This is a genomic window from Bradyrhizobium sp. JYMT SZCCT0428 (assembly GCF_018131075.1).
Taxonomy (GTDB): Bacteria; Pseudomonadota; Alphaproteobacteria; order Rhizobiales; family Xanthobacteraceae; genus Bradyrhizobium.
This window is the reverse complement of record NZ_JAFCLS010000019.1, coordinates 1-20,142: the sequence shown is the minus strand read 5'-3', so window position 1 is coordinate 20,142 and position 20,142 is coordinate 1. Positions and strand designations below refer to the sequence as shown.

Here is a 20,142-nt window from a genome sequence, read left to right as displayed (position 1 = left end):
TTAGTCCGTCTCTCGCGCTATTTGGCTTCTTGGGAAGCTACGATTTGGGATGGAAACGGTTTCAATCAAGGAGCTCACGGATGACAAGTGCGCGACTGGTAAATGCCGGCGATCTCGGCGCCTTGCTGGCGCTGTTTGCCGAGTCCGACGTCAGCCGGAGTGCGGAACCAGAACGAGCTAGAATAATTTGGGCGCAGATCCTCGCTCGCGAAGGAGTAATGATCTTTGTATCGGACGACAGCAGTAGAATCGTTTCAACCTGCACGCTCATCACCACGCCCAACCTGCTGCGGGGCGGTCGTCAGTTCGGCGTTCTCGAGAACGTCGCCACCCATCCCGACTTCCAGGGACGCGGCCACGGCCGCGCGGTGATCGCGGCAGCGCTGGCCGAGGCGTGGAAGCAGGATTGCTATCAGGTCTTGATGCAAAGCGGCCGGGCCGATCCGCGCGTGCACCGGTTCTACGAGGCTTGCGGCTTCGTGCCGGGACTTCGTACCGCCTACGCTGTGCGCAATCCTGCGAAATAGGAAAGGCGCGCAACGCCTCGCGGCCTACTCACTCCTTGAAATCATACTGCTTGCAGAGATGGTCGCCGATCTGCACCACCATCGCGACGCATTCGGGATAGCCCGGCCTGTCGATCGTCGCCTGTTCGGCACTGACGCGAAACTCCCAGGAGTCGCCGTCGCGAAGCACCGAGATCACCATTCCATCGGGGCAATCGGCATGGACCTTCAACTCGGCTACTGCCATCGCAATGAGTTCGGCTTCGGTCTTGGCTGGCTTGCTCATGGCGATAGTTCCCCCCGGTGGCGTCTTTGATTTTGTGCGCGCAGGTTGCCGGTTCGGAAGCGCTCTGTCGAGGGGACGAGCGCGAGGCGCGATACCTTGCCGCGCCGGGGCGCTATTTCGGGATGTGCTTGGTGAAAATTCTGACGACATAGCCCTTCACGGCCGGCGCCGCGTCGAACATGTCGGAGGCGATGCGCTCGACGGCATCTCGCAACGCCAAAAACTGCGCCTGTCTTGCCAGGCTCTCGGTTCCCTTGACGCCCGCAAGCTCGTCCATGGCGGCGTCACTGATCTGGCATTCGATCGGCTCGTCCCCATTCTGCATGGTGAACTTGAACGCCAATCGTTCGTTGTCGTGTCCTACAATTCGGCCCCGGGTCAGCGGCATCGAACGACAAACTTCCCATACGGCTTGATGTGTGGATTTCGCTTAACCGACGAAACGCTGGCGCGCAAACCCGCCGGGGTTGCCGGAACTACTATTTTGCCGCTCCGGCGGTTTTGTGTCCTGATATCGCGGGCAAGGACCCAGTATGGACCGGCTCGCCCCTGGCCATTTCGGGCGAAATCGGCGCGCGCGCGGTGGCGTCGGGGAAGCGGACCTTCATTTCCCGGATAAAGCCATCGAGCGTGTCGACGCCTGCCGCCATCTTGGCGATCGCGGCAAATTCGGTGCTTGAGGCAGCGGCGGGCTTGCTGGCGAGATCAAACGCCATCCGGTCGGTATTATCAGACATCAGCGGCGCATATTTCTCGCGGAAGCGCGACAGTCCGATGGCGTCCTCGGCGAGTGCATACCCGACGACGGCGCGGATCACGTCGCCCTTCTCCACCGCGTTCAGCGGTTTGAAGTCGCGCCAGCGATCGGCATAGTACAGTTCGATCTGCTCGGAGGCCTCGCGCCACTGCCGTGACGCCCAGTAGATATCGGAACGCAGGCGGATCGCCTCACGTCCGGTGATATTGGAGATGATGTCGAGCGCGAGATCATGGCGTCCGACGTCGCTTTGCGCGCGTGCCTCCAGCAACAGCCGCTGCTGGCGCAACTCACCCGAGAGATCGGCGATGCGCGTGGTGCGCAGCGCAGCGACCGCGCGATCCGGCTTGCGGTTGGTCAGATAGACCATGGCAAGGCGCGCCGCCACCTGCGCGCGCGCGGCACCCTCAAGCCGTTTATCGATCTGATACTGCAGCAGCTCGGCGGCCTGATCGAGCAGGTCGACCGCCACCAGGCGGTCCGCCAGACGGCGGATCATCTCGTCGCCGCGGCGGCCGATCGGCGTCAGCTCGCGATATTCGTAGAACATGCCGAGCGCATCGATCGGCTTCATGTCCTCGCCCTTGGGGCTGAGAAAGAGCTGCGCAAACAGCGCGGACGCTGCGTCCTGGCCTTGCCGCGCCAGTTCGGAATTCGGCTGCAGCCGGGTCGCGGTCTTGGCCGCCGCGAGCGATTCCTCGTAGCGGCCCGCATCGGCATATAGCTGCGACAATACCGCAAGGGTCTTCAACTCGATCGCGTCGCCACGCCAGATCGCCGACAGCGTTTCCAGTTCGCGCAGCACCTCGGCTTGCCCGATTTGGCCGCGCCGCTGGCGGAGCAAGACCTCCAGCAGCTTGGCTTCGGCAGCAGCAGGCCGATCGGACGAATTGGCGGCGAACCGGTAGGCATCGAGCGCGTCCTTGTCGTGGCCGAGCGCCTCGGCCAGCCGTCCGCGCAACACCGCGATCTCCGGCTTCATTTCCTTCGGCACGCCGACCACCTCGAGTTCGCTGCGGCGGCGCGAGGCTCCGGCATAGTCCTTCACTTCGAGCGACGCCCGCATCGCATCCGCGGTCACGATGCGCTGCATTTCCAGCGGCAAGGCCGCGATCGAGAATTCGGCGTTCTTGAACTTCTCGCGGGCGTCAGCCCACTTGCCCTGGCGTGCAAAGGCGAGCGCCTTCCACAATTGGGAATCATAGCCATTGCCGATCACCGGACTGGCCAGGCCCTTCAGCCCCCGCTCGGGATGGCCGATCAGGATGCTGGCGACCGCATTGACCATGACGACGGCAGCGTCCTCGCTTCCAGCCTTGGATTCGGAGAGGATGAGATTGGTCACTCCCCTCGCCTCCTGAAACATCCCCCGCGCCATGTAGAAATTGGCAAGGTCGAGCCGGGCTTGCGCCAGCCCGTCATCGCCGGCTGCAGCCGCCGCCTTGATCAGCGCATCCAGCCGGCCCAGAAAATTCTCTTCGCGGTTCTTGCGCCATTCCTTGGCGTCAAACAACGAGCGCACCGCCGCGGTGGCGCGTTCGGCAGAGACGTCGGCCGACGACAGCGTCAGCCCGCCCGGCCGGCCGAGCATCACCTTGTCGGATCCGACCTCGGCGGTGATGTCGTCTGAATTGGGATGAACGACGACGCCCTGGACGGATTCCAGCAGCGACAGCTCGACGAAGTCCTGCCGCTTGATGAAGCCGCGGGTCGGCGGCGGCGCGGTGACCACCAGCAGCGTGTCGCCGGCGTCGGGATCGACCAGCCGATGCATGAGGCCCGGATTCGCCAGCGGCACGGTGACGTTGGCCAGCGCCGGATCGGTGATGTTGCGCAACACCTGCAGCGGCAATGGTGGCGCCTGCACACGATCGGCAAATGTCAGTGTCCAGACCATGCCATTGGCGCGGCCATCGCTTTCAAGCGACGGCATCTGCGGCCGGTTGAGACGAATGCGGATGGCCTGGCCTTTTTCCAGCAGCAGCCGGCTGACATCGCCGATGATCGCGCCGCCCTTGGTGCGGATCTGCTCGACATCGATCGGCCCGGTCTGGTCGAACACCAGCCACACCGTGTCGGCGCGGCGGAACATGGCCGCCGGCGTCGGCGCGGCAAAGGAAAACATCACGCGCAGGCCGTCGCTGTCGCGCCTCGCCTCGACGGAAGCCGCCGCTGGTTCGACCTTCTTCGGAGCCTCGACGGCAGCAGCAGCCTTCTTCGGCGCCGCGGGTTTTGGCGTCTCGATCGCGGCGGCCGGCTTTGCTTCCGAAGGCGCTACTGCTTTCGGCGTCTCCACCGGCGTCATCTTCTCAGCCGCAAGCTCCGGCTTCTGAGTCACGGAAGGCAACTTTTCCACCGGCGGTGCGGGCACGGCAGCCTGCGGCGCCGGTTTCTCCGCGACAGGCGCGGGCTGCTCGATGACCGTAACCATCTTCTCGGAAGCGCGCGGCGCTGTCTCGGGGGCTGGCGGCGCATTTTCAATTGCCGGCGGCACCTGTCGCGGCTCGCCGGGCTTGATCTCGATTTTCGCCTGCTCGGCGATGGCCTCCGATGTCACCGGCGGAAGCTGCGGAGGATGCTGCGGCGGGATCGCGTCGCTAAGCGGCTTGCTGTGGGCGATCGCCTGCGCAGCGGCGATCTGCGCTGCGACTCCCGACCTAGCCGTCGGCGCATGCGCGACAGCAGGGGCTTGCGCGGCCGCCGGGGCTTGCGCCTGTTCCGCCGCCGGCTTGTCGACCTGCTGGAAGGCAACGTCGATGACGTAGTTCTTCTCTTCGCGGAAGGAATGCACGTCGACTTCGCCGATCAACACGATATCGACCGCGGAAGAATCGCCATCTGTCCGCTGCGTGATCGAGGCGATATTCGGCGGCGCCGCCACCTTGGCGTCGGCCAGATCGAACGCCAGCACGCCGTTGAACTGCAGCGTCAGCTTCTGCTCGTTCAGCACCGAAGAAACGTTGACCCCGTTGGGCATTTCAAAGACGAAGCGGACAAAGGTCGGCTGCACCGAGGCGCGGACGCGCACCGGCGGCTTCTTCTTGGCCGCGGCAACCGCCAGTTGGGCGCGCAGCGCGCGTTCGGCGGCGCGGGCCCGCGCGGCCAGTTCGCGAATGACGTCGGCCGGCAGCGTGGGCGGCGGCCCGGTCCAGCTGTCGGGCAGGAAGTCGACGAAGATGCGCTCGCCGGCCGTCATGGTGTTGATCGTTGCCCGCCGCGCCAGCGACAGCCGGATCGCCGAGCCATCAGGATCGCGCCGCGCCGAGCCGACATAGTCGGGCACGGCGTCGCTCAGCTTGTCGACGGGAATGTCCACCGGACGCTTGAAGCGGATCACGATGATCGAGCCGGCGGTGATGACGTCGGACTCGACGTCCTCGGCAAGCTTCAGCACCAGCCGCGCGTAGCCGCCGGACGCGGTGAACGTCGCTTCGCCCTTGACGAGGTCCTGCGCCCGGCAGGGCGGGGCCACCGTCAGGCCGGCCAGCAACAGCAGGATGGCAAGTGGCGAGCGGAGATCAAGAGATCGGTTAAGGGTTACATCAAGGCAGCGCCGGGCCATCCGCGCCAATGCGCGGCCTTGCGACCCAATTCCAGCGGCAGCCCTTTGCCCCATCCAGGATGTCTCTTGGCCTCAACGATTGCAGCAACGAGGCGCCCTCGCCTTCGCGGCTGAATCTTGAATTGGCCGGCTTAAGGTATTGTTAAATATCCCCGTCAATTGGGCTTTTGCGACAGCATCTTGCCTTCAATTTTCGGCAATTCGGCCGTCGACGCGGATTTGTCGGGTCCGGCGCGACGCGCCAGTTCCACGGTCAGCCGCTCGGCCGCCTCCGGCTGCATCAGGCCGAGAATGTCGGACATCTTGCGCGGCGCGATCTTGGAGGCGATTTCGTACAGCACGGACATCTCGAGCCGGTCGAATACCTTGGCGGCGTCCTTTGGCTTCATGCCCTCGTACATCGTGATGATGCCCTTGAAGCGCGCGGCGTCATCCTCGGCCTTTTGCCCGGTCGCGGTCGTGATCCGGGCCTCGGTGGCCTTCGCCTCCTCGACGCGCCCCTCGATGCGCTTCTCGGCCGATTTGAGCAGACTCTCGCGGATCTCGATTTCTCGCGCGCGCTGCTCCAGTTCCTGCCGCCGCGCCTGCAGCCGCTCGAGAATGGCGCGCTCCGATGGCGATACCGACTGCTGGTTGGGTTCAGGAAAGATCACCGTGCCACTTTGCTGCGGCGGCGGGTCGGCGGCGGCGGGGGCCGCCGGCTTCGGCGCCTCCTCCTTGGGCTTGGGCACCGAGCCCGTGATGTCGTCGGGTTCAGGCTTGGAGGCAATTTTGGAGGTGACCTTGGAGCCGCCGCCCGGGAAATTGAAAGTATCCTGCGCCCACGACTTCTTGGCCGGCTCCGGCTGATACTCGAATACGTAACCTCCGTCGATGACGAGCCCGGCCACCTTCAGCACCGCAAGGCCGAAGACGGCGACCAGCACCACCGGAATGACACGTATGTCGCGAAACGATTTCATGCAGCGAGGCCACTAGCCCTTCGGCGTTCCGAGAATGCTTCCGCGGCAGCAGCGACTGCTCTTGCGCTCGATACCTTGGGAGCGGCGGCTTGTTCCGGCTCCGACGTCAGCGGCCGCGCTGCAATGGCGATCTTCGAGAGGCGGCGGATGATGCCGTCGCCCTCGGCCAGCATACCCTTCAGCTGCGTCGACATCTGGGAGGCCGCGTTCAGCTGGCTGCCGAGGTGCTCGTTGACGTCGCGAACGGTATGCTTGAGGCCGCCGATCGCGCGCTCGGCGATTTCAGTGGCGGTGATCAGTTCGCCGATCGTGGCCTTGAGCGAATGCTCGTCCGCCTTCAGCCGCTTCAGGCGCGCGTTGAGCAGGACGCAGTAGCCGATCGTCACCAGCAGCAGCACCGCCACCAGACTCTCGATGATAATTCCGAGGGAATGACTCATTGTGCCTCCATCAACTTGGTTTGCTCGTCGGCCTTCTCGAACATCGCGAAGGTGGTATTCGGTTTGCGCAGCTGCTTGGTGACGCGGATGGCGACGCGGTCGCCGACCCGGCCCATGCGGCCTTCGGTCAGCACGACGTTGCCGCAGCGGACCGACACCAGCGCGTCCTTTTTCATTTCCAGCGGTAGCGTGTCGCCGACCTTCAGCTTCATCAGCTGCTTGAGCGGCACGTTGGCTTCATACAGCACGGCGTCGACGGAGATCTCGGCTTGCGCCACTTCCGTTGCGAAATGGCCTTCCCAGATCGGGTCGCGGCCGAACTTTTCGCCCATGAACATCTGCAACAGCACCGGCCGGATCGGCTCGATGGTCGCATAGGGCAGCAGCAGTTCGATATTGCCGCCGCGGTCTTCCATGTCGATGCGCAGCCGCACCAGGATCGCGGCGTTGGCAGGCCGCGAGATCGCGGCGAAGCGCGGATTGGTTTCCAGCCGGTCGATCGAGAAGGTCACCGGCGACAGCGGCCGGAACGCCTGCTCGGCGTCGGCCAGCACGACCTCGACCAGCCGCTTGACCAGATTGGTTTCGATCGTGGTGTAGGGGCGGCCTTCGATGCGCAATGAAGTCTGGCCGCGGCGGCCGCCGAGCAGCACGTCGATGATCGAATAGATCAGGCTTGAATCGACGGTCGCGAGGCCGAAATTTTCCCACTCCTCGGCCTTGAACACGCTGAGCACTGCGGGGAGCGGAATCGAATTCATGTAATCGCCGAACCGCACCGAGGTGATGCGGTCGAGCGAGACTTCGACGTTGTCGGAGGTGAAGTTGCGCAGGCTCGTGGTCATCAGCCGCACCAGGCGGTCGAACACGATTTCGAGCATCGGCAGACGCTCGTAGGACACCATCGCGGAATCGATGATGGCGCGGATGCCGGAATTGTCGTCGAGATTGACGTCGCCGACGGTGAAGCCGAGCAGATTGTCGATCTCTTCCTGCGACAGGACCCGCTCGCCGCCGGCCTTGTTGCCGAAATCGCGGCTGCCGTCCTCGACCATCGCGGCCCATTGCAGGGCCATACTCTCCGAGAGTTCATTGGCCGCAGCTTCTTGCGCCGCCGCCGCCGGATCCTCGGAATCGAGCGAGGCCTCCCATTGGGCGGCAATTGCGTCCTGGTCGAGGTCTTTACCGTTGGCCATGATTATGAGACCTGCTGAGTCACTGGACCAGGATTTCCTTGAACAGCACCGCGCTCACCTGTTGCGGCGCCAGCGCGATATTGACGCGCTTGGTCAGCTCCTCCTTGAGTCGAAACAATCCGGCCGAGCCGTTGATGTCGCTGGGGCGCAGTTCGCGCAGATAGGTCTGGAACAGATCGGTGACGCGCGGCAGCGTCGGCTTGATCGCCTCGAGCTGCTTCTCTTCCTTGACCTCGAGCACGACCTTGACCTTGAGATATTGCACGCGCTCGCCGGGGGCGCCGACCAGATTGACCATCATGTCCGGCACTTCGACAAAGGACGGCGGCTTCGGCGGCGGCGCCTCGGCGTGCTTCTCCTCGCCGTGGCCACGCATCAGGAAGAACCAGCCCGCGCCGGCGCCAAGGATGGCGACGAACCCGACAGCGGCAATGATCAGCTTGAGCTTGCCCTTTTTTGCCGGGACGGCTTCCGCGCCTTCGGCTGCGCCGCCGCTCTCTGCCTCGTTGTCCGCCATTGCCCCGCCCGATCCAATTGGGAACGAACACGGTTGCCACCAGCCGGGCCGCAACGAGGCCCCCAGACGCGATACAAAAGCCGCCAGCGCACACGCGCTCTCTTGAATGCAACGGTAGGGTAATAATGGTTAACGGAACCTTTCCACTGGCCCTCAACTAGGAAAAAGTTGCCGGGCAAACATGGTCAACAAGACCTTTCTGCCGTCCGTAATCGCCCCGGCAAAACACCTAACCCCTTTAAAAACCGTCACTTTCCAAACTGGCACGGCTTTCGCTGAGTAGTCGGCGGATCACGGGCTTGGGAGAGCCTGGGCGGTTCGAGAGATCGGCGGGCAGCTTGGGAGAGCAGCACGCGGGTCGATGAAGGGGAGAACCACCGATGGAGAATACGCTTCTCGTCGGACTATCGCGGCAGATGGTGCTGGAACGGCAGATGGATGTCGTCGCCAACAACGTCGCCAACGTCAACACCAACGGCTTCAAGGCCGACCGGTCGTTGTTCGAGCAATTTCTGCGCTCGCCGGCGCATGAAGACAATTTCCAGCGCCCCGACCGCCAGGTCGCGTTCGTGCAGGACCGCGGCACCTTCAAGGATTTCGCGGCCGGTGCCAGCGAGATGACCAAGAACCCGCTCGACGTCGCGATCGACGGCAAGGGTTTCCTGGTCGTGCAGACCCCTGCCGGCGAGCGCTACACCCGCGACGGCAATCTGCAGATCAATACTCAGGGCCAACTCGTCACCCAGAGCGGCTTTCCCGTGATGGGAGGCTCCGGCCCGATCGTGTTCCAGCAGACCGACAAGCAGATCACTATCGCCCCCGACGGCAATGTTACCGTCCTCGAAGGCTCCAACCGCATCGATTCCGTTCGCGGCAAGCTGCGCATCGTTTCATTCGCGGACGCGCAGAAGCTCGTCAAGGAGGGCGGCAATTTGTACTCCGCCGGCCAGGGCGTCGCTCCCCAGCCAGACACCACCTCGCGGGTCAACCAGGGTTACGTCGAGAAATCGAACGTCAATTCGGTGACCGAGATGAGCCGCATGATCGAGATCACGCGCGCCTACACGCAGATTTCGGCCCTGCTGCAGCAGCAGAGCGATCTGCACAAATCCGCAATCGAGAAACTCGCCGAAGTTCCGGCATAACCTGAAAGTTTTGATCGATGCGCGCACTCTACACAGCCTCGACCGGCATGGCGGCACAGGAACTCAACGTTCAGGTGATCTCCAACAACATCGCGAACATGCGCACCACCGGCTACAAGAAGCAGCGCGCCGCGTTCCAGGACCTGATCTACGATCACGTGCGCCGGGTCGGCGCGCAGGCCTCCGATCAGGGCACCATCCTGCCGGTCGGCGTCGACATCGGCGGTGGCGTCAAGACCGTCGGCACGCCGCGCCTGATGAGCCAGGGCACGCTGCTGCCGACCGGCAACGAGCTCGACATCGCGGTCCGCGGCGAAGGCTTCTTCAAGATCCAGATGCCTGACGGCACCTACACCTATACCCGCGACGGCTCGTTCCAGATGGACGCGCAGGGCCGCGTCGTGACCTCGCAGGGCAACCCGGTGCAGCCGACCATCACGATCCCGCAGAGCGCTTCCGGCCTCACCATCAACGCCCAGGGCCAGGTGTCGGTCTTGCTGCCGGGATCGACCACGCCGTCGACCGTCGGCCAGATCGGCCTGACCCGCTTCATCAACAAGGCCGGCCTCAACCCGATCGGCGACAATCTGTTCACGGACACGCCGGCCTCGGGGCCGCCGCAGGACGGCATCGCCAACACCGACGGTTTCGGCGACATGCAGCAGTCCAACCTCGAACAGGCCAATGTCGAGGTCGTCACCGAAATCTCCGACCTGATTGCGGCGCAGCGCGCCTACGAAATGAACGCCAAGGTGATCAGCGCCGCCGACCAGATGCTGCAGTCCACCTCCAACATGTTCCGCTGAGGAATTGTCATGATCGCCCGCGCGCTCCTCCTTGCCACCGCACTGCTCGCCGCCTCCGCGGCGACCACGGTCGCGCAAACCCGTGGCGACATCATCGCGGCCCCCGCGCTGCGCGCCAGCGTTGTTGTCACGGGCGATTTGGTGCGGATCGGCGACGTCATCGACAACGCCGGCAGTGCTGCGCAGATCGCGATCTACCGCGCGCCGGATTTAGGCACCACCGGTTCGCTCCCCGTTGCGCAGGTGCTCAATGCGCTGCGGTCGCATCACGTGATCGGCGTCGACACACGGGACCTGAAGGAAATTTCGGTGACGCGGCTGGCCCGCACGCTCGAGGGCAAGGACATCGAGCAGCAGATCGCGCGCGCGCTGGAGCGCAAGAACGGCCTCGGCGAGGCCGCCAATCTCAATCTGACCTTCGACCGCGATCCCGGCGATGTCAGGCTGGATGCTTCCAATACCGGCGGCATGCAGGCCGCCATCGTGCGCTTCGATCCGCGCAACGGCCGCTTCGACATCACCTTCGAAATATCCAACGACAGCGGAACGGCGCCGACAAAACTGCGCTTCACCGGCACCGCGATCGAGACCGTCGAGGCCGCGGTGCTGGCGCGCGCAATCGAGCGCAACGAAGTGCTGAAATCCTCCGACGTCGTGGTCGAGCGCCGCCCCAAGGCCGAAGTCGGCAGCGACGCCGCCACGCGCGACCGCGCGGTCGGCATGCAGGCGCGCCGCCAGCTGCGCGCCGGCCAGGCCGTCCGGGTTGCCGATCTCGCCAAGCCGGACCTCGTGCAGCGCGACCAGAACGTCACGCTGATCTACGAGACCCCGGGGCTTTATCTGACCGTGCGCGGCAAGGCGCTCGAGAACGGCACCGAAGGCGACGTCGTCAACGTCATGAATTTGCAATCCAAGCGCACGGTGTCCGGCACCGTGACCGGCCGCGGCCAGGTCTCGATCACGGTCGCCGCTTCCCGCCCTGCGCCTGCCGCCGCCGATACCACCTCCTCGCTCGGCAGCACCGGACCAGCCGCCCCCGTCGCCGTCGCCAAACTCAGTTCATCAGTCGCTCCAAAAGCCGAGTAATGTAAATGTCAGTCTCCCGTATCAACCGCTTCATTCTCACCGGCGCCGTGCTGGCCGTGGCAGCGTTCGCAAGCGGTTGTTCCTCGATCGACCGTCTCTCCCAGATCGGCGAAAAGCCGAAGCTGACCGAGATCGAGAATCCGACGACGCAGCCCGGCTACAAGCCGGTGCAGATGCCGATGCCGAAACCCGAGCAGGCCTCCTACAACGCCAACTCGCTGTGGCGGAACGGCTCACGCGCCTTCTTCCGCGACCAGCGCGCCGCGCGCGTCGGCGACATCATGACGGTGACCGTCAACATCACCGACAAGGCCAACATCGCCAACCAGACCCAGCGCAGCCGCTCCAGCAAGGAAGACTCCGGCGTTACCGACTTCCTCGGATCGCAGACGATCACGCAGGCCAACAAGATCCTGCCGGGCAAGATCCTGACCGCGGACTCGACCGCCTCGACCGACGGCAAGGGTTCGGTCAACCGCCAGGAAGCGTTGCAGACCAACGTCGCCGCCGTGGTGACGCAGGTGCTGCCGAACGGCAATCTCGTGGTCGAAGGCAAGCAGGAGATCCGCGTCAACTTCGAAATCCGCGAACTGATCGTCGCCGGCATCGTGCGCCCGGAAGACATCCAGAGCGACAACACCATCGATTCCTCGAAGATCGCGCAGGCCCGCATCGCCTATGGCGGCCGCGGCCAGATCACCGACGTGCAGCAACCCCGCTATGGCCAGCAGGTAATGGACGTGCTGCTGCCGTTCTAATTTGTAATCCCGAGCTCCCACACCTCGTTGCGAACCTAGGCGCGACGATGTGTTCTAACGCGGCCCTTGTCAGCTCCCCTGACGAGGGCCGCGGTCGTTTTGAGGAAATGACGGGAAGCCCGAACGTCAGGCCGACTTGCGCACACTGCGCTTGCGGACCGGCTGCGGCGTCTCGATCTCGCGCAGGTCCTGCGCGCCGGCGAATGCGGCGAGCACTCTATCGGCGGACACAACGCGGTTGCGGCCGGAATATTTTGCGGCGTAGAGCGCCTGATCGGCCTGGCCCAGCAGCCAATCCGCGCGCGTATCCTCGCTCGGCACCAGCGTGGCGATGCCGATGCTCAGCGTCACGAACGGCGGCACGCCCGGCGCGCCGTGCGGCAGCCGAACCCGCGCCAGCGCGTCGCGCAGCCGCTCGGCGAGTTTTCGTGCACCGGCGGAATCGGTTTCGGGCATGATGATGGCGAACTCTTCGCCGCCATAGCGCGCCGACAGATCGGCCGGGCGAAACGCGTTCTTGCCGATCGCGCCCGCCACCGCGCGCAGACACTCGTCGCCTTTCTGATGGCCGTGCAGATCATTGTAGAGCTTGAAATGGTCGACGTCGCACAACAGCAGCGACAGCGGTTTTTTGGTTCGCTGCGCGCGCGCCCATTCCATTGCCAGCGTCTGGTCGAACGAGCGGCGGTTGGCAAGGCCGGTCAGGCCGTCGCTCGCCGCCAGCGTCTGCAACGCCAGCTCCGCGCGCTTCTGATCGGTCATGTCGCGCAGCGTCTCGACCACAGCGATCAACTTGCCGTCCTCGTCGTGGATCGGGCCGGCGTCGATGGCGAGATACAATTGATTGCCGAGCTTCGGCATCACGCACCAGTTTTCGGCGGAGAAGCCGACGCCGTCGTCGGGAATGGTGTGCTCGGGATAGAGCTGGCTCAATTTGTCGGGCCGTCCGAGCGCGACCAGATCGGCCAGGCAATAACGCTGCTGCTGATAGAACGCGCGCCAATGGTCTGATGTGCCGATGACATCAGCCGCGACGACGCCGGTCAGGCGCTCACAGGCCCGGTTCCAGATCACGACGCGCCGTCTTGGATTGAGCACGAAGGTCGGCACCACCAAATGCTGCATCAGCCGCACGGCATAGCCCTGTGCGACGTCAGCACTTGTTTTGGCTCCGGTCTTCAAGTCCTCTACCCTCGGATCGACAACGCTGGAGGCTATGGGTATTAGGCCAGCGATGAATGGAAGCCCGGTTAGGAATCCCAGTTAGTGCCGGGTTAAAAGGGCCATGATTTCCCGGTGCAGTGCGGCAGATTGCCGTGTTTTTGCGGCAAAAAGTTCCATCGAAACGACAAAGAGTTCCACCAGAATGCGATTCGAACTGATATTCCCTCTGTGCCTGACCGGCCAACTCTCCTGAACCGGACATGACGATGCGCTTGTGCTGGCTGTTCCTTGTTGGCGTTCTCTGTGCGGCAACGGCATCGTTGACCGCGGGCACGGTGGAACGTGAAGAGCCCGACATCGACATGTACGCGCACATCTCGGGCAAGTGCACGAAGCTGAAAATCGCCGGCCGCGATTTCGGCTGCAAGGCGGTCGCCTATTTCCACGGCCAGCAGGGCCGCGCGCATTTCACGATCGTGCTCGACGATCCCAGGGATGACAGCCACATCGTTTCATTTTCAGGTGAAACCAGCCGCCGCGAGCAGGACAACATCTACGAACTGCAGGTCGACCGGATGCTGCTGAACTCCAAAGAGCGGCCAAAGGTCGACGGCCTGCCGGTGCCATTGGTTGAATCATCGACCGGCACCTGCCGTCAGGTGGGGATCATCGCGACGAGGCAGGTCTCCAGCATCTCCTGTGCGGCGACCGCCCGGGATGGCAGGAAATACGAACTGCAATTCGAGTCCGACGGCGAGCCGGTGACGCTGCGCCGGATCAGGCAATCCTCCCTCACCGAGGAGAAGGCGAATGCCAAGAAAGCCGAGCAACTCGAATGCCGGCGCAAGGCGCATCTCGCCAAGGTGTTGCCGCGCGACTGGACCGCTTTCGTGATCCGGTGCCTGGCGGATGACGATCAGCCCGCGACGGCGGAGCAGCGGTAAGGCTTGCGGTGGCGTTGATCCGGCGGATCGTTACCATCTCGTTAACCCTTCGTTAACCAAGCCGTCTCATCCTCGAAAGTCCAGGAGAGGATCCAAGGGATTGACCAGGTCGGGTCACCTGGCCGGCGCGCGCAGGCGCTCTCTCTCCTGCCCACTCGTATTGATCACGGCTGCAAACATGATCGCTGAAAGCAATAGCAACATCGCCTGGCACCGGGTTCAGCTCAAGAAGAACCGCGAGGCCGTCAAGGAACTGGAAATCGCCCGCTTCCGTGTTGGCGAGATGACCGGCGCGGCCGGCCATGCGCAACAAAAAGCCCTGGCCCAGCTCAAGCGCAAGATCGCTGAATCCCAGCGATGCATCGCCGCGCACGAAAGGCAAACCAAGCGGCCGCTGGCGACTGATCTGCGCAGCCTCGCGCAGGTGAGCTGGGGCAGCTGGGACGCCTACAGCGTATCGCGGCAGGCATCGTCGCGGGCGTAGGAACGTATCTTGCGAACTGCCATTTGAGCGCACTTTGCGCGAACCCGCTGGGGTTGCAATCGGCGAGCCCGATTGCATCGCGTCACTCGCAGTGACATAAACGTCGGCATCGCTATCGTCTCCCCAAGGAGAACCGCCATGTGCCGTATCTGCGATGCCAGCCGCGCCATTGAAGTTCGTGAAACGTCACGTCGCCGCTTTCTTCAATTCACAGGCGGGATCGCCGCAACTCTGACCTTTGCGCCGGCGGCCTTTGCCAAGGATGCAAAAGCCAAGGATGCAAAAGCGCCGCCGAAGCCGCAGAACCAGATGTCGCCGGCCGCGGCCCTCGATCGGTTGATGAAAGGCAATACGCGTTATGTCGAAGGCGTCTCGCGCCGGCATGACTTCAAGAGCGAGCGGGAAGCTCTTGTCGGCGGCCAAAATCCCTTCGCCAGCATTTTGAGCTGCGCGGATTCCCGCATCGCGCCGGAATATGCCTTCGACAGCAGCCGGGGCGATCTGTTTGTCTGCCGCGTTGCCGGCAATTTCGCCAATGACGATACCGTCGCGAGCCTGGAATATGGCGTAGCCGTGCTCAACTCGCCGCTGATCCTGGTACTCGGCCACGACAGCTGCGGCGCCGTCGATGCCACGATCAAGTCGCTCAAGGACAACACCACTTTGCCCGGCCACCTGCCGTCGCTGGTCAACGCGCTTGCGCCTGCCATCAAGGCCAGCGCGGACAAACCCGGCGACAAGCTCGCGAACGCCATCCGCCAGAATGTCATCGACGTTGTCGCCCGGCTCAAATCGGCGACGCCAATCCTCAGCGCCGCCGCAGCCGAGGGCAAGATCAGGGTTGTCGGTGGTGTTTATCGGCTGGACAGCGGCAAGGTCGAATTGGTCGGCTGAATGTCAGGGCCAACAGATGATGCAGCTTCACAGGGCGGGTTAGCAACCTGTCCGCCGTAGCTCAGAGCGAAGGTGGAAGGCGAAAGCGCAACACACCATCGTCGTCTTCAGGCCTGCCGCACGACAACATTGTAGTCCAATCGATACAGGCCGTGCTCTTAGTCGTCTAATCGGCCCAAGTGCGCTGTCCGCACTTGCATTCGAACATGTGGACGATGCAGCCGGTGCTCGGGCTCACCATTGTTCGAACCAGCTTCAACCTCTCACCACAAGACTTGCAATCCTTGTCCGTCTCACTCTCCACAACGGCCACCATCTCAGCCCGAAATAATTCCATGGCCCGCTCCGTCCCCGCTGGGTCTCGGAGATACACGCTTGGTCCGGGAAATACTAAGGAGATTTTCTTGGTCAAATGACATTCCGCCGGGGCGTTGCCTTTCTGCATCGCGTGTCCTTGGTAGACGAAAGTAGCGTCGTCGGTGGCCGGCTTTACTAGCCTTCCCGCGGCTGGCCGCGTGCTCACGAGTAACGATCAATGCTGCGCTGCGATACGCAGCTTACTTGCGTTTGCGGAGTCGGTATTACTCCGGAGATTGTTCACAAGATTGATCCGATCTAGTCTGATCCCTGCGCTTTGACGTTTTGCTTTATTGAAGACGATTTTTTTCGACTTATCGAATAGGCATAATGATTGACCAGAAAGCCGACGGATTTTTTGTCGGCACCCGTTTCAAGATGAGTAAACTTGGAGTCGCTCGGTGCCCAGAGCTGGCTGACCGGGCTGGCATTGTCATTGAGGTGAGCCCTCGTACCACTGGCATCACCGTGCTGTTCGATGGCGCCCAAAGACCAACTTGCCTGCACAGGGACTTTATATCTCCCGTCTTTGGTTGAAGAGCGTAGAAACTTCAACTTTCGAGCGCGTACCACCGCAGTGCACTACCGCTTTGCGTTGCCTTTCAGCCTACGGATGCGCCTGCCTTTGCCCGGCTGATTCCGAGGGCCAGAATGCGATTTAGCAGGTCGGGGTATTCTAGCCCGTCATGCCGGGCGGCTGTAGCGAACTCCTGACTCTTCGCTATTTCGGGATTGGGATTCGCTTCGATGAAATACGGAGTGCCGTCGGCAGCGAGCCGAAAGTCGATACGCGCGTATCCATCGAGCTTCAGTGTACGGTAGACGCGTTTCGCTGTTCGCTGAATGCGGGCGGATACTTCCGGCGCAAGGTTCTTGGCCGGCCCGTCTACAATTCCGACGCGTTCCTGGTAACTGGGATCGTGTTTAACCTTTTCGGTGGCAATTTGCCGTGCCCCCTGGCCACCCATGCTGCCGAATTTCAATTCCCAAACCGGCAGAACTCGCAGCCGATTGTTGCCGAGCACGGCGACATAGAGTTCACGTCCCTCGATGTACTGCTCGGCGATGGCGGCAGTTCCCATCCGTTCGTGGACGAAAGCTACTCTCTCTGCGAGTTTCTCGTCCGTTTCGACGATGGATGCTTGCGAGATGCCGAACGAACCATCCTCGTTCAGGCTCTTCACGATCAGCGGCAGCGCAAGACGCGTTGGCCGTTTGACTTTGCGGCGCATCGGAAACACGGCGAAGGCCGGCACCGCGATCCGGCGATGGTGCACCAGTGTTTTGGACAGGTCCTTGCCGCGCGCCAGGACCAGGCCGCGCGGGTTACAGCCGGTATACGGGACTTTCATCAGTTCGAGAAAGCTCGCGATGTGCTGGTCATACCCTGACGTATAGTGGAACTCCTCCAGCAATGTGTACACCACATGCGGCTTGAAGCTTTCGATCGCGTCCCGGACCGGCTTGATTTCCTCCTGCACGCCGAGCGGGCGCACATCGTGGCCTGCCGCGCGCAAGGTGCTCACGACGTCGAACTCGGTTTTCCATCGGTTGATTTCCTGCGCGGAGTATCCGTCGGTCGAGTCCGGCGGCAAGAAGTCCGGATGCATCAGGACTAGAACGCGCAGGCGTCTCATAGCGCGATCCATTTGCGGCGTGACGGGCCGAACAGCGCGTGCATGGTCTTGGCGGTCAACAGAATGGTGAAGTTGATCACAAGCTTCCGCTCCGAGCCCGGCGCCCGGAGATCGAGTTCGCGGCAGCGGGAGATCATGTCATCGAGAACGGCATCGAGCGTAAGCTGGTTCTCGCCCGTCCATCGCGCGACCAGCTGCCTGACTTGCGCGCGGTGCCGTCTGATGAAGGACGCCGCCGGCTGCGCCCGTCGATGTCGTTGTTCGGTGGAGAACAGACGGGACAGGTCGCGGTCATACGTCTTCGGCGGATCGAAAGCGTAGAACGCCTGCTTCTTCTGGTAATGCTCGCCAAGCGTTTGGCTGAGCCCGGACAGCGGATCGACACGCTCCCGTGATGTAATCGGCGGCCGCTCGCCTGCAATCTCGCCCATCAGCTCGTCGACATATTCGAGCTTCTTCAGCGCCGGCCAACCGGCATAGCGCGCCCGCCATTTCGACCGCGGTCGCAGCCACACCGCAAAGGTTTCGGCGAAATCCTCGTCAGGATGGCTCTGCGCGTACCAGCGCCGAAGATGCTGGACGTACCGCCGGCTGGCGGGATTGGGCCGGTAGTAGAGCGGATAGTGTTTCGAGGACGGGCCGAACAGCTGTTGCCAGCGTCGGCGGCGTTGCAACTGGTAAGCGTGCTGCATGGCATGGCCTGCCTCGTGACGGAGGATGGCCATGCACTCCGACCAGGTACTTCCCTCTACCTCGAGCATCATTTTTTTCTCGAGTTTCATCAGGCGGGGATGGGCGAGATAGAAGGGGATGGCAATGCCGGGTACATCTGCCGGACTGAACCATTCGCTCGATATCCATGTGTGCGGCCGCAGCCGGATGCCCCGCGCCTGGAGTTCTTCGTTCAGAACGCTGACGCAATCCTCGAGCCAGGTGCCCTTGACCTTGACCCTCAGGCTGCTGAGACGCTGCTTGAGCAACTGCTCGTCCGACAGATTCTCCCAAGTATACTTCCGAGACGGCATAGGCATCCAGAAATCATGAAAACGCAGTACCTGGATGGTGTCATAGGATGCTGCCGGCAACAACCGCCTAAGTCTTCGCGGCGTGCCGGTCGCGGACAAGCCGCGCGGCAACGTGGCCGCCCCGACGACCAGCCCCTCTCACCCCGGCTTGATCCCCGCCGCCTGCATGATCGGCAGCAGCCGCTTTTCCTCGTCGTCGCGGAATTTGCTGATCTCGGCTGATGAGGCCGGCCAAGGCGTGGCGCCAAGCTCGGCGTAGCGCTCCTGCAAGGCGCGATCGGCGAGCGCCTTGACGGTGAGCGTACTTACCTGCGCGACAAGATCGGTCTTCATGTTCGCTGGCCCGATCAGCGCGGTCCACGACGTCATCGCATATCCCGGCAGCACCTCGGCCATCGTGGGCACATCAGGAAGTTCGGGAATGCGTTTCAGCGAGGTGACGGCAACCGGCCTGACCTGGCCCGCGCGCACGCTCGGCAACGAGCCGGGCAGATTGTCGAACAGCAGGTCGACGCGGCCACCGAGCAGGTCGGTCAACGCCGGCCCGGCGCCACGATAGGGAATGTGGCTGACCTCCACACCGCCCATGCTGTTCATCATCTCGCCCGACAGATGCAGCGTGGTGCCGAAGCCCGCCGAGGCATAGGTGTATTTCTTCGGCTCCTTCCTGAACGCGGCCAGCAATTCCCTGATATCCGAGGAGAACAGATCCTTCCTCGCCACCAGGATATTGGGCAATTGCCACATGCCGCCGATGAAAGTGAAATCGCCGCGCGGATCGTAGGGAAGTTTTGCGTAGCTGCCGATCGCCAGCACGTTGCTGGCGATGCCGCCAAGGCCGAGCGTGTATCCGTCCGGCGGCGATTTCGCCACCGCATCGGCCCCCAGCACGCCGCCCGCGCCGGCCTTGTTCTCGACGACGAAGGTCTGTCCGGACAGGTCGCTCATCTTCTGGCAGATGATCCGCGACAGCGTATCGGTGGCGCCGCCGGCCGGGAAACCATTGACGTATTTCACCTGCCGCGCCGGCCAGGTCTCTTGCGCGAACGCCTCGCGCCTTACGAGATACGGCGCGACGAGCGAGCCGCCGAGCATGGCCAGCAATTTGCGGCGGTTGACGGACGTGAGCTGCGGCATCATTTTCCCTCCGTTGCGCAGGTGCCTGCTTGATTGGTCGGGCAAGGCTTGCTGCGCCGGCGACAGCGTAGTGCGTCGTCCTGCGGCGTGAAAGAGCCGAGTTGCGCCCTCTCAAGTCAAGAACATGCGGCTTATTGGCCCGACGGGCAAATCACTTCCGATTTACGGAAATCATGTCAAGCCCCGAAGTAAAAAATATTTCTGTTTATCGGAAGTTAAATCGGGGATATTTGTTTGGCCATCCCGTCCCACTCAGAGGGCGGCGGCCGTCGTCACGGACGTTGGACGGGTTGCGGTGGACGCTGGTCTACGCCTCGACGATGGCGTGGATAAGCGTACGGCAAAACCGTGTGGTCCTGGCGCCCGTTGCAGGCGTCAAGCTGTCGGAGAAGCGCAAGCGGGAACGGCAGCGACGGAGTCAACCAAGAACTCGTCTCCGGGGAGATCACGGCATAAGCCGTAAAGCCATTGCGCAGGGA

General features: G+C 63.0%; 20 protein-coding genes. 8 read left to right on the top strand and 12 right to left on the bottom strand.

The features are described 5' to 3' along the window. Positions 1-80 precede the first annotated feature (80 nt). The gene (locus JQ575_RS20460) at positions 81-527 is read left to right on the top strand and encodes a GNAT family N-acetyltransferase (protein ID WP_212035004.1); all 447 of its coding nucleotides are present in this window, start codon (positions 81-83) and stop codon (positions 525-527) included. 28 nt (positions 528-555) lie between these two features. Here JQ575_RS20460 and JQ575_RS20455 read toward each other — a convergent pair whose 3' ends face one another. The 7 genes from JQ575_RS20455 to fliL all read right to left on the bottom strand — a co-directional run bounded on the left by JQ575_RS20455 (position 556) and on the right by fliL (position 8,226). Then, positions 556-792, bottom strand: coding sequence for a hypothetical protein (locus tag JQ575_RS20455; RefSeq protein ID WP_212035003.1), 237 nt, complete (start codon positions 790-792; stop codon positions 556-558). Between the two features lie 112 nt (positions 793-904). Continuing rightward, positions 905-1,180 (bottom strand): DUF1488 family protein, encoded by a 276-nt coding sequence (locus JQ575_RS20450; RefSeq protein WP_192740255.1) that lies wholly within the window; start codon positions 1,178-1,180, stop codon positions 905-907. Between the two features lie 91 nt (positions 1,181-1,271). Beyond that, entirely contained in the window at positions 1,272-5,165 is a 3,894-nt protein-coding gene (locus JQ575_RS20445; RefSeq protein ID WP_212035002.1) for a tetratricopeptide repeat protein, read from the bottom strand. Between the two features lie 101 nt (positions 5,166-5,266). Next, the gene (locus JQ575_RS20440; protein ID WP_212035001.1) at positions 5,267-6,073 is read right to left on the bottom strand and encodes a MotE family protein; all 807 of its coding nucleotides are present in this window, start codon (positions 6,071-6,073) and stop codon (positions 5,267-5,269) included. Further along, positions 6,070-6,513, bottom strand: coding sequence for a DUF6468 domain-containing protein (locus tag JQ575_RS20435; protein WP_212035000.1), 444 nt, complete (start codon positions 6,511-6,513; stop codon positions 6,070-6,072). The genes JQ575_RS20440 and JQ575_RS20435 overlap by 4 nt, the downstream gene beginning before the upstream one ends. Further along, the gene (gene fliM, locus JQ575_RS20430) at positions 6,510-7,709 is read right to left on the bottom strand and encodes a flagellar motor switch protein FliM (protein WP_212034999.1); all 1,200 of its coding nucleotides are present in this window, start codon (positions 7,707-7,709) and stop codon (positions 6,510-6,512) included. The genes JQ575_RS20435 and fliM overlap by 4 nt, the downstream gene beginning before the upstream one ends. Positions 7,710-7,728: 19 nt before the next feature. Further along, the gene (fliL, locus tag JQ575_RS20425) at positions 7,729-8,226 is read right to left on the bottom strand and encodes a flagellar basal body-associated protein FliL (RefSeq protein WP_212034998.1); all 498 of its coding nucleotides are present in this window, start codon (positions 8,224-8,226) and stop codon (positions 7,729-7,731) included. Positions 8,227-8,606: 380 nt separating this feature from the next. Here fliL and flgF point away from each other — a divergent pair, with 380 nt between their 5' ends. Genes flgF through flgH form a run of 4 tightly spaced genes read left to right on the top strand, consistent with a single transcriptional unit; the run spans position 8,607 to position 12,021 of the window. Beyond that, positions 8,607-9,371, top strand: a complete 765-nt coding sequence (gene flgF / locus JQ575_RS20420; RefSeq protein ID WP_212034997.1) for a flagellar basal-body rod protein FlgF — start codon at positions 8,607-8,609, stop codon at positions 9,369-9,371. 17 nt (positions 9,372-9,388) lie between these two features. Beyond that, positions 9,389-10,177 (top strand): flagellar basal-body rod protein FlgG, encoded by a 789-nt coding sequence (flgG, locus tag JQ575_RS20415; RefSeq protein WP_192740248.1) that lies wholly within the window; start codon positions 9,389-9,391, stop codon positions 10,175-10,177. A 9-nt stretch (positions 10,178-10,186) separates the two neighbouring features. Beyond that, positions 10,187-11,263 carry a flagellar basal body P-ring formation chaperone FlgA gene (gene flgA, locus JQ575_RS20410; RefSeq protein ID WP_212034996.1) on the top strand — a complete coding sequence of 359 codons (1,077 nt, stop codon included), beginning with the start codon at positions 10,187-10,189 and terminating at the stop codon, positions 11,261-11,263. A 5-nt stretch (positions 11,264-11,268) separates the two neighbouring features. Beyond that, complete coding sequence (gene flgH / locus JQ575_RS20405; RefSeq protein WP_212034995.1) at positions 11,269-12,021, top strand: flagellar basal body L-ring protein FlgH; 753 nt, start codon at positions 11,269-11,271, stop codon at positions 12,019-12,021. Positions 12,022-12,147: 126 nt separating this feature from the next. Here the strand turns inward: flgH and JQ575_RS20400 are convergent, their stop codons facing one another. Further along, complete coding sequence (locus tag JQ575_RS20400) at positions 12,148-13,203, bottom strand: diguanylate cyclase domain-containing protein (RefSeq protein WP_249166779.1); 1,056 nt, start codon at positions 13,201-13,203, stop codon at positions 12,148-12,150. Between the two features lie 242 nt (positions 13,204-13,445). Here JQ575_RS20400 and JQ575_RS46120 point away from each other — a divergent pair, with 242 nt between their 5' ends. The 3 genes from JQ575_RS46120 (at position 13,446) to JQ575_RS20385 (ending at position 15,507) form a co-directional block, all read left to right on the top strand. After that, a complete protein-coding gene (locus tag JQ575_RS46120; protein ID WP_312015977.1) occupies positions 13,446-14,129 on the top strand; it encodes a hypothetical protein in 684 nt (227 codons plus the stop codon). Between the two features lie 178 nt (positions 14,130-14,307). Next, positions 14,308-14,613, top strand: a complete 306-nt coding sequence (locus JQ575_RS20390) for a hypothetical protein (protein WP_212034994.1) — start codon at positions 14,308-14,310, stop codon at positions 14,611-14,613. 138 nt (positions 14,614-14,751) lie between these two features. Further along, complete coding sequence (locus JQ575_RS20385) at positions 14,752-15,507, top strand: carbonic anhydrase (RefSeq protein ID WP_212034993.1); 756 nt, start codon at positions 14,752-14,754, stop codon at positions 15,505-15,507. 615 nt (positions 15,508-16,122) lie between these two features. On the opposite strand, the gene JQ575_RS20380 is transcribed toward JQ575_RS20385, so the two are convergent. The 4 genes from JQ575_RS20380 to JQ575_RS20365 form a co-directional block, all read right to left on the bottom strand. Continuing rightward, positions 16,123-16,353, bottom strand: a complete 231-nt coding sequence (locus tag JQ575_RS20380; protein WP_212034992.1) for a hypothetical protein — start codon at positions 16,351-16,353, stop codon at positions 16,123-16,125. A gap of 113 nt (positions 16,354-16,466) precedes the next feature. After that, positions 16,467-17,501 carry an ATP-grasp domain-containing protein gene (locus tag JQ575_RS20375; RefSeq protein WP_212034991.1) on the bottom strand — a complete coding sequence of 345 codons (1,035 nt, stop codon included), beginning with the start codon at positions 17,499-17,501 and terminating at the stop codon, positions 16,467-16,469. After that, the gene (locus JQ575_RS20370) at positions 17,498-18,532 is read right to left on the bottom strand and encodes a putative zinc-binding metallopeptidase (RefSeq protein ID WP_249166777.1); all 1,035 of its coding nucleotides are present in this window, start codon (positions 18,530-18,532) and stop codon (positions 17,498-17,500) included. The genes JQ575_RS20375 and JQ575_RS20370 overlap by 4 nt, the downstream gene beginning before the upstream one ends. Positions 18,533-18,664: 132 nt before the next feature. Beyond that, a complete protein-coding gene (locus tag JQ575_RS20365; protein ID WP_212034990.1) occupies positions 18,665-19,663 on the bottom strand; it encodes a tripartite tricarboxylate transporter substrate binding protein in 999 nt (332 codons plus the stop codon). Positions 19,664-20,142: the final 479 nt, after the last annotated feature.

Excerpts from the sequence above, each read along its gene's own strand:
- JQ575_RS20460 (WP_212035004.1), top strand. The coding sequence starts at position 81 with ATGACAAGTGCGCGACTGGTAAATGCCGGCGATCTCGGCGCCTTGCTG.
- JQ575_RS20455 (WP_212035003.1), bottom strand. The coding sequence starts at position 792 with ATGAGCAAGCCAGCCAAGACCGAAGCCGAACTCATTGCGATGGCAGTA.
- JQ575_RS20450 (WP_192740255.1), bottom strand. The coding sequence starts at position 1,180 with ATGCCGCTGACCCGGGGCCGAATTGTAGGACACGACAACGAACGATTG.
- JQ575_RS20445 (WP_212035002.1), bottom strand. The coding sequence starts at position 5,165 with ATGGGGCAAAGGGCTGCCGCTGGAATTGGGTCGCAAGGCCGCGCATTG.
- JQ575_RS20440 (WP_212035001.1), bottom strand. The coding sequence starts at position 6,073 with ATGAAATCGTTTCGCGACATACGTGTCATTCCGGTGGTGCTGGTCGCC.
- JQ575_RS20435 (WP_212035000.1), bottom strand. The coding sequence starts at position 6,513 with ATGAGTCATTCCCTCGGAATTATCATCGAGAGTCTGGTGGCGGTGCTG.
- fliM (WP_212034999.1), bottom strand. The coding sequence starts at position 7,709 with ATGGCCAACGGTAAAGACCTCGACCAGGACGCAATTGCCGCCCAATGG.
- fliL (WP_212034998.1), bottom strand. The coding sequence starts at position 8,226 with ATGGCGGACAACGAGGCAGAGAGCGGCGGCGCAGCCGAAGGCGCGGAA.
- flgF (WP_212034997.1), top strand. The coding sequence starts at position 8,607 with ATGGAGAATACGCTTCTCGTCGGACTATCGCGGCAGATGGTGCTGGAA.
- flgG (WP_192740248.1), top strand. The coding sequence starts at position 9,389 with ATGCGCGCACTCTACACAGCCTCGACCGGCATGGCGGCACAGGAACTC.
- flgA (WP_212034996.1), top strand. The coding sequence starts at position 10,187 with ATGATCGCCCGCGCGCTCCTCCTTGCCACCGCACTGCTCGCCGCCTCC.
- flgH (WP_212034995.1), top strand. The coding sequence starts at position 11,269 with ATGTCAGTCTCCCGTATCAACCGCTTCATTCTCACCGGCGCCGTGCTG.
- JQ575_RS46120 (WP_312015977.1), top strand. The coding sequence starts at position 13,446 with ATGACGATGCGCTTGTGCTGGCTGTTCCTTGTTGGCGTTCTCTGTGCG.
- JQ575_RS20390 (WP_212034994.1), top strand. The coding sequence starts at position 14,308 with ATGATCGCTGAAAGCAATAGCAACATCGCCTGGCACCGGGTTCAGCTC.
- JQ575_RS20385 (WP_212034993.1), top strand. The coding sequence starts at position 14,752 with ATGTGCCGTATCTGCGATGCCAGCCGCGCCATTGAAGTTCGTGAAACG.
- JQ575_RS20375 (WP_212034991.1), bottom strand. The coding sequence starts at position 17,501 with ATGAGACGCCTGCGCGTTCTAGTCCTGATGCATCCGGACTTCTTGCCG.
- JQ575_RS20370 (WP_249166777.1), bottom strand. The coding sequence starts at position 18,532 with ATGCCTATGCCGTCTCGGAAGTATACTTGGGAGAATCTGTCGGACGAG.
- JQ575_RS20365 (WP_212034990.1), bottom strand. The coding sequence starts at position 19,663 with ATGCCGCAGCTCACGTCCGTCAACCGCCGCAAATTGCTGGCCATGCTC.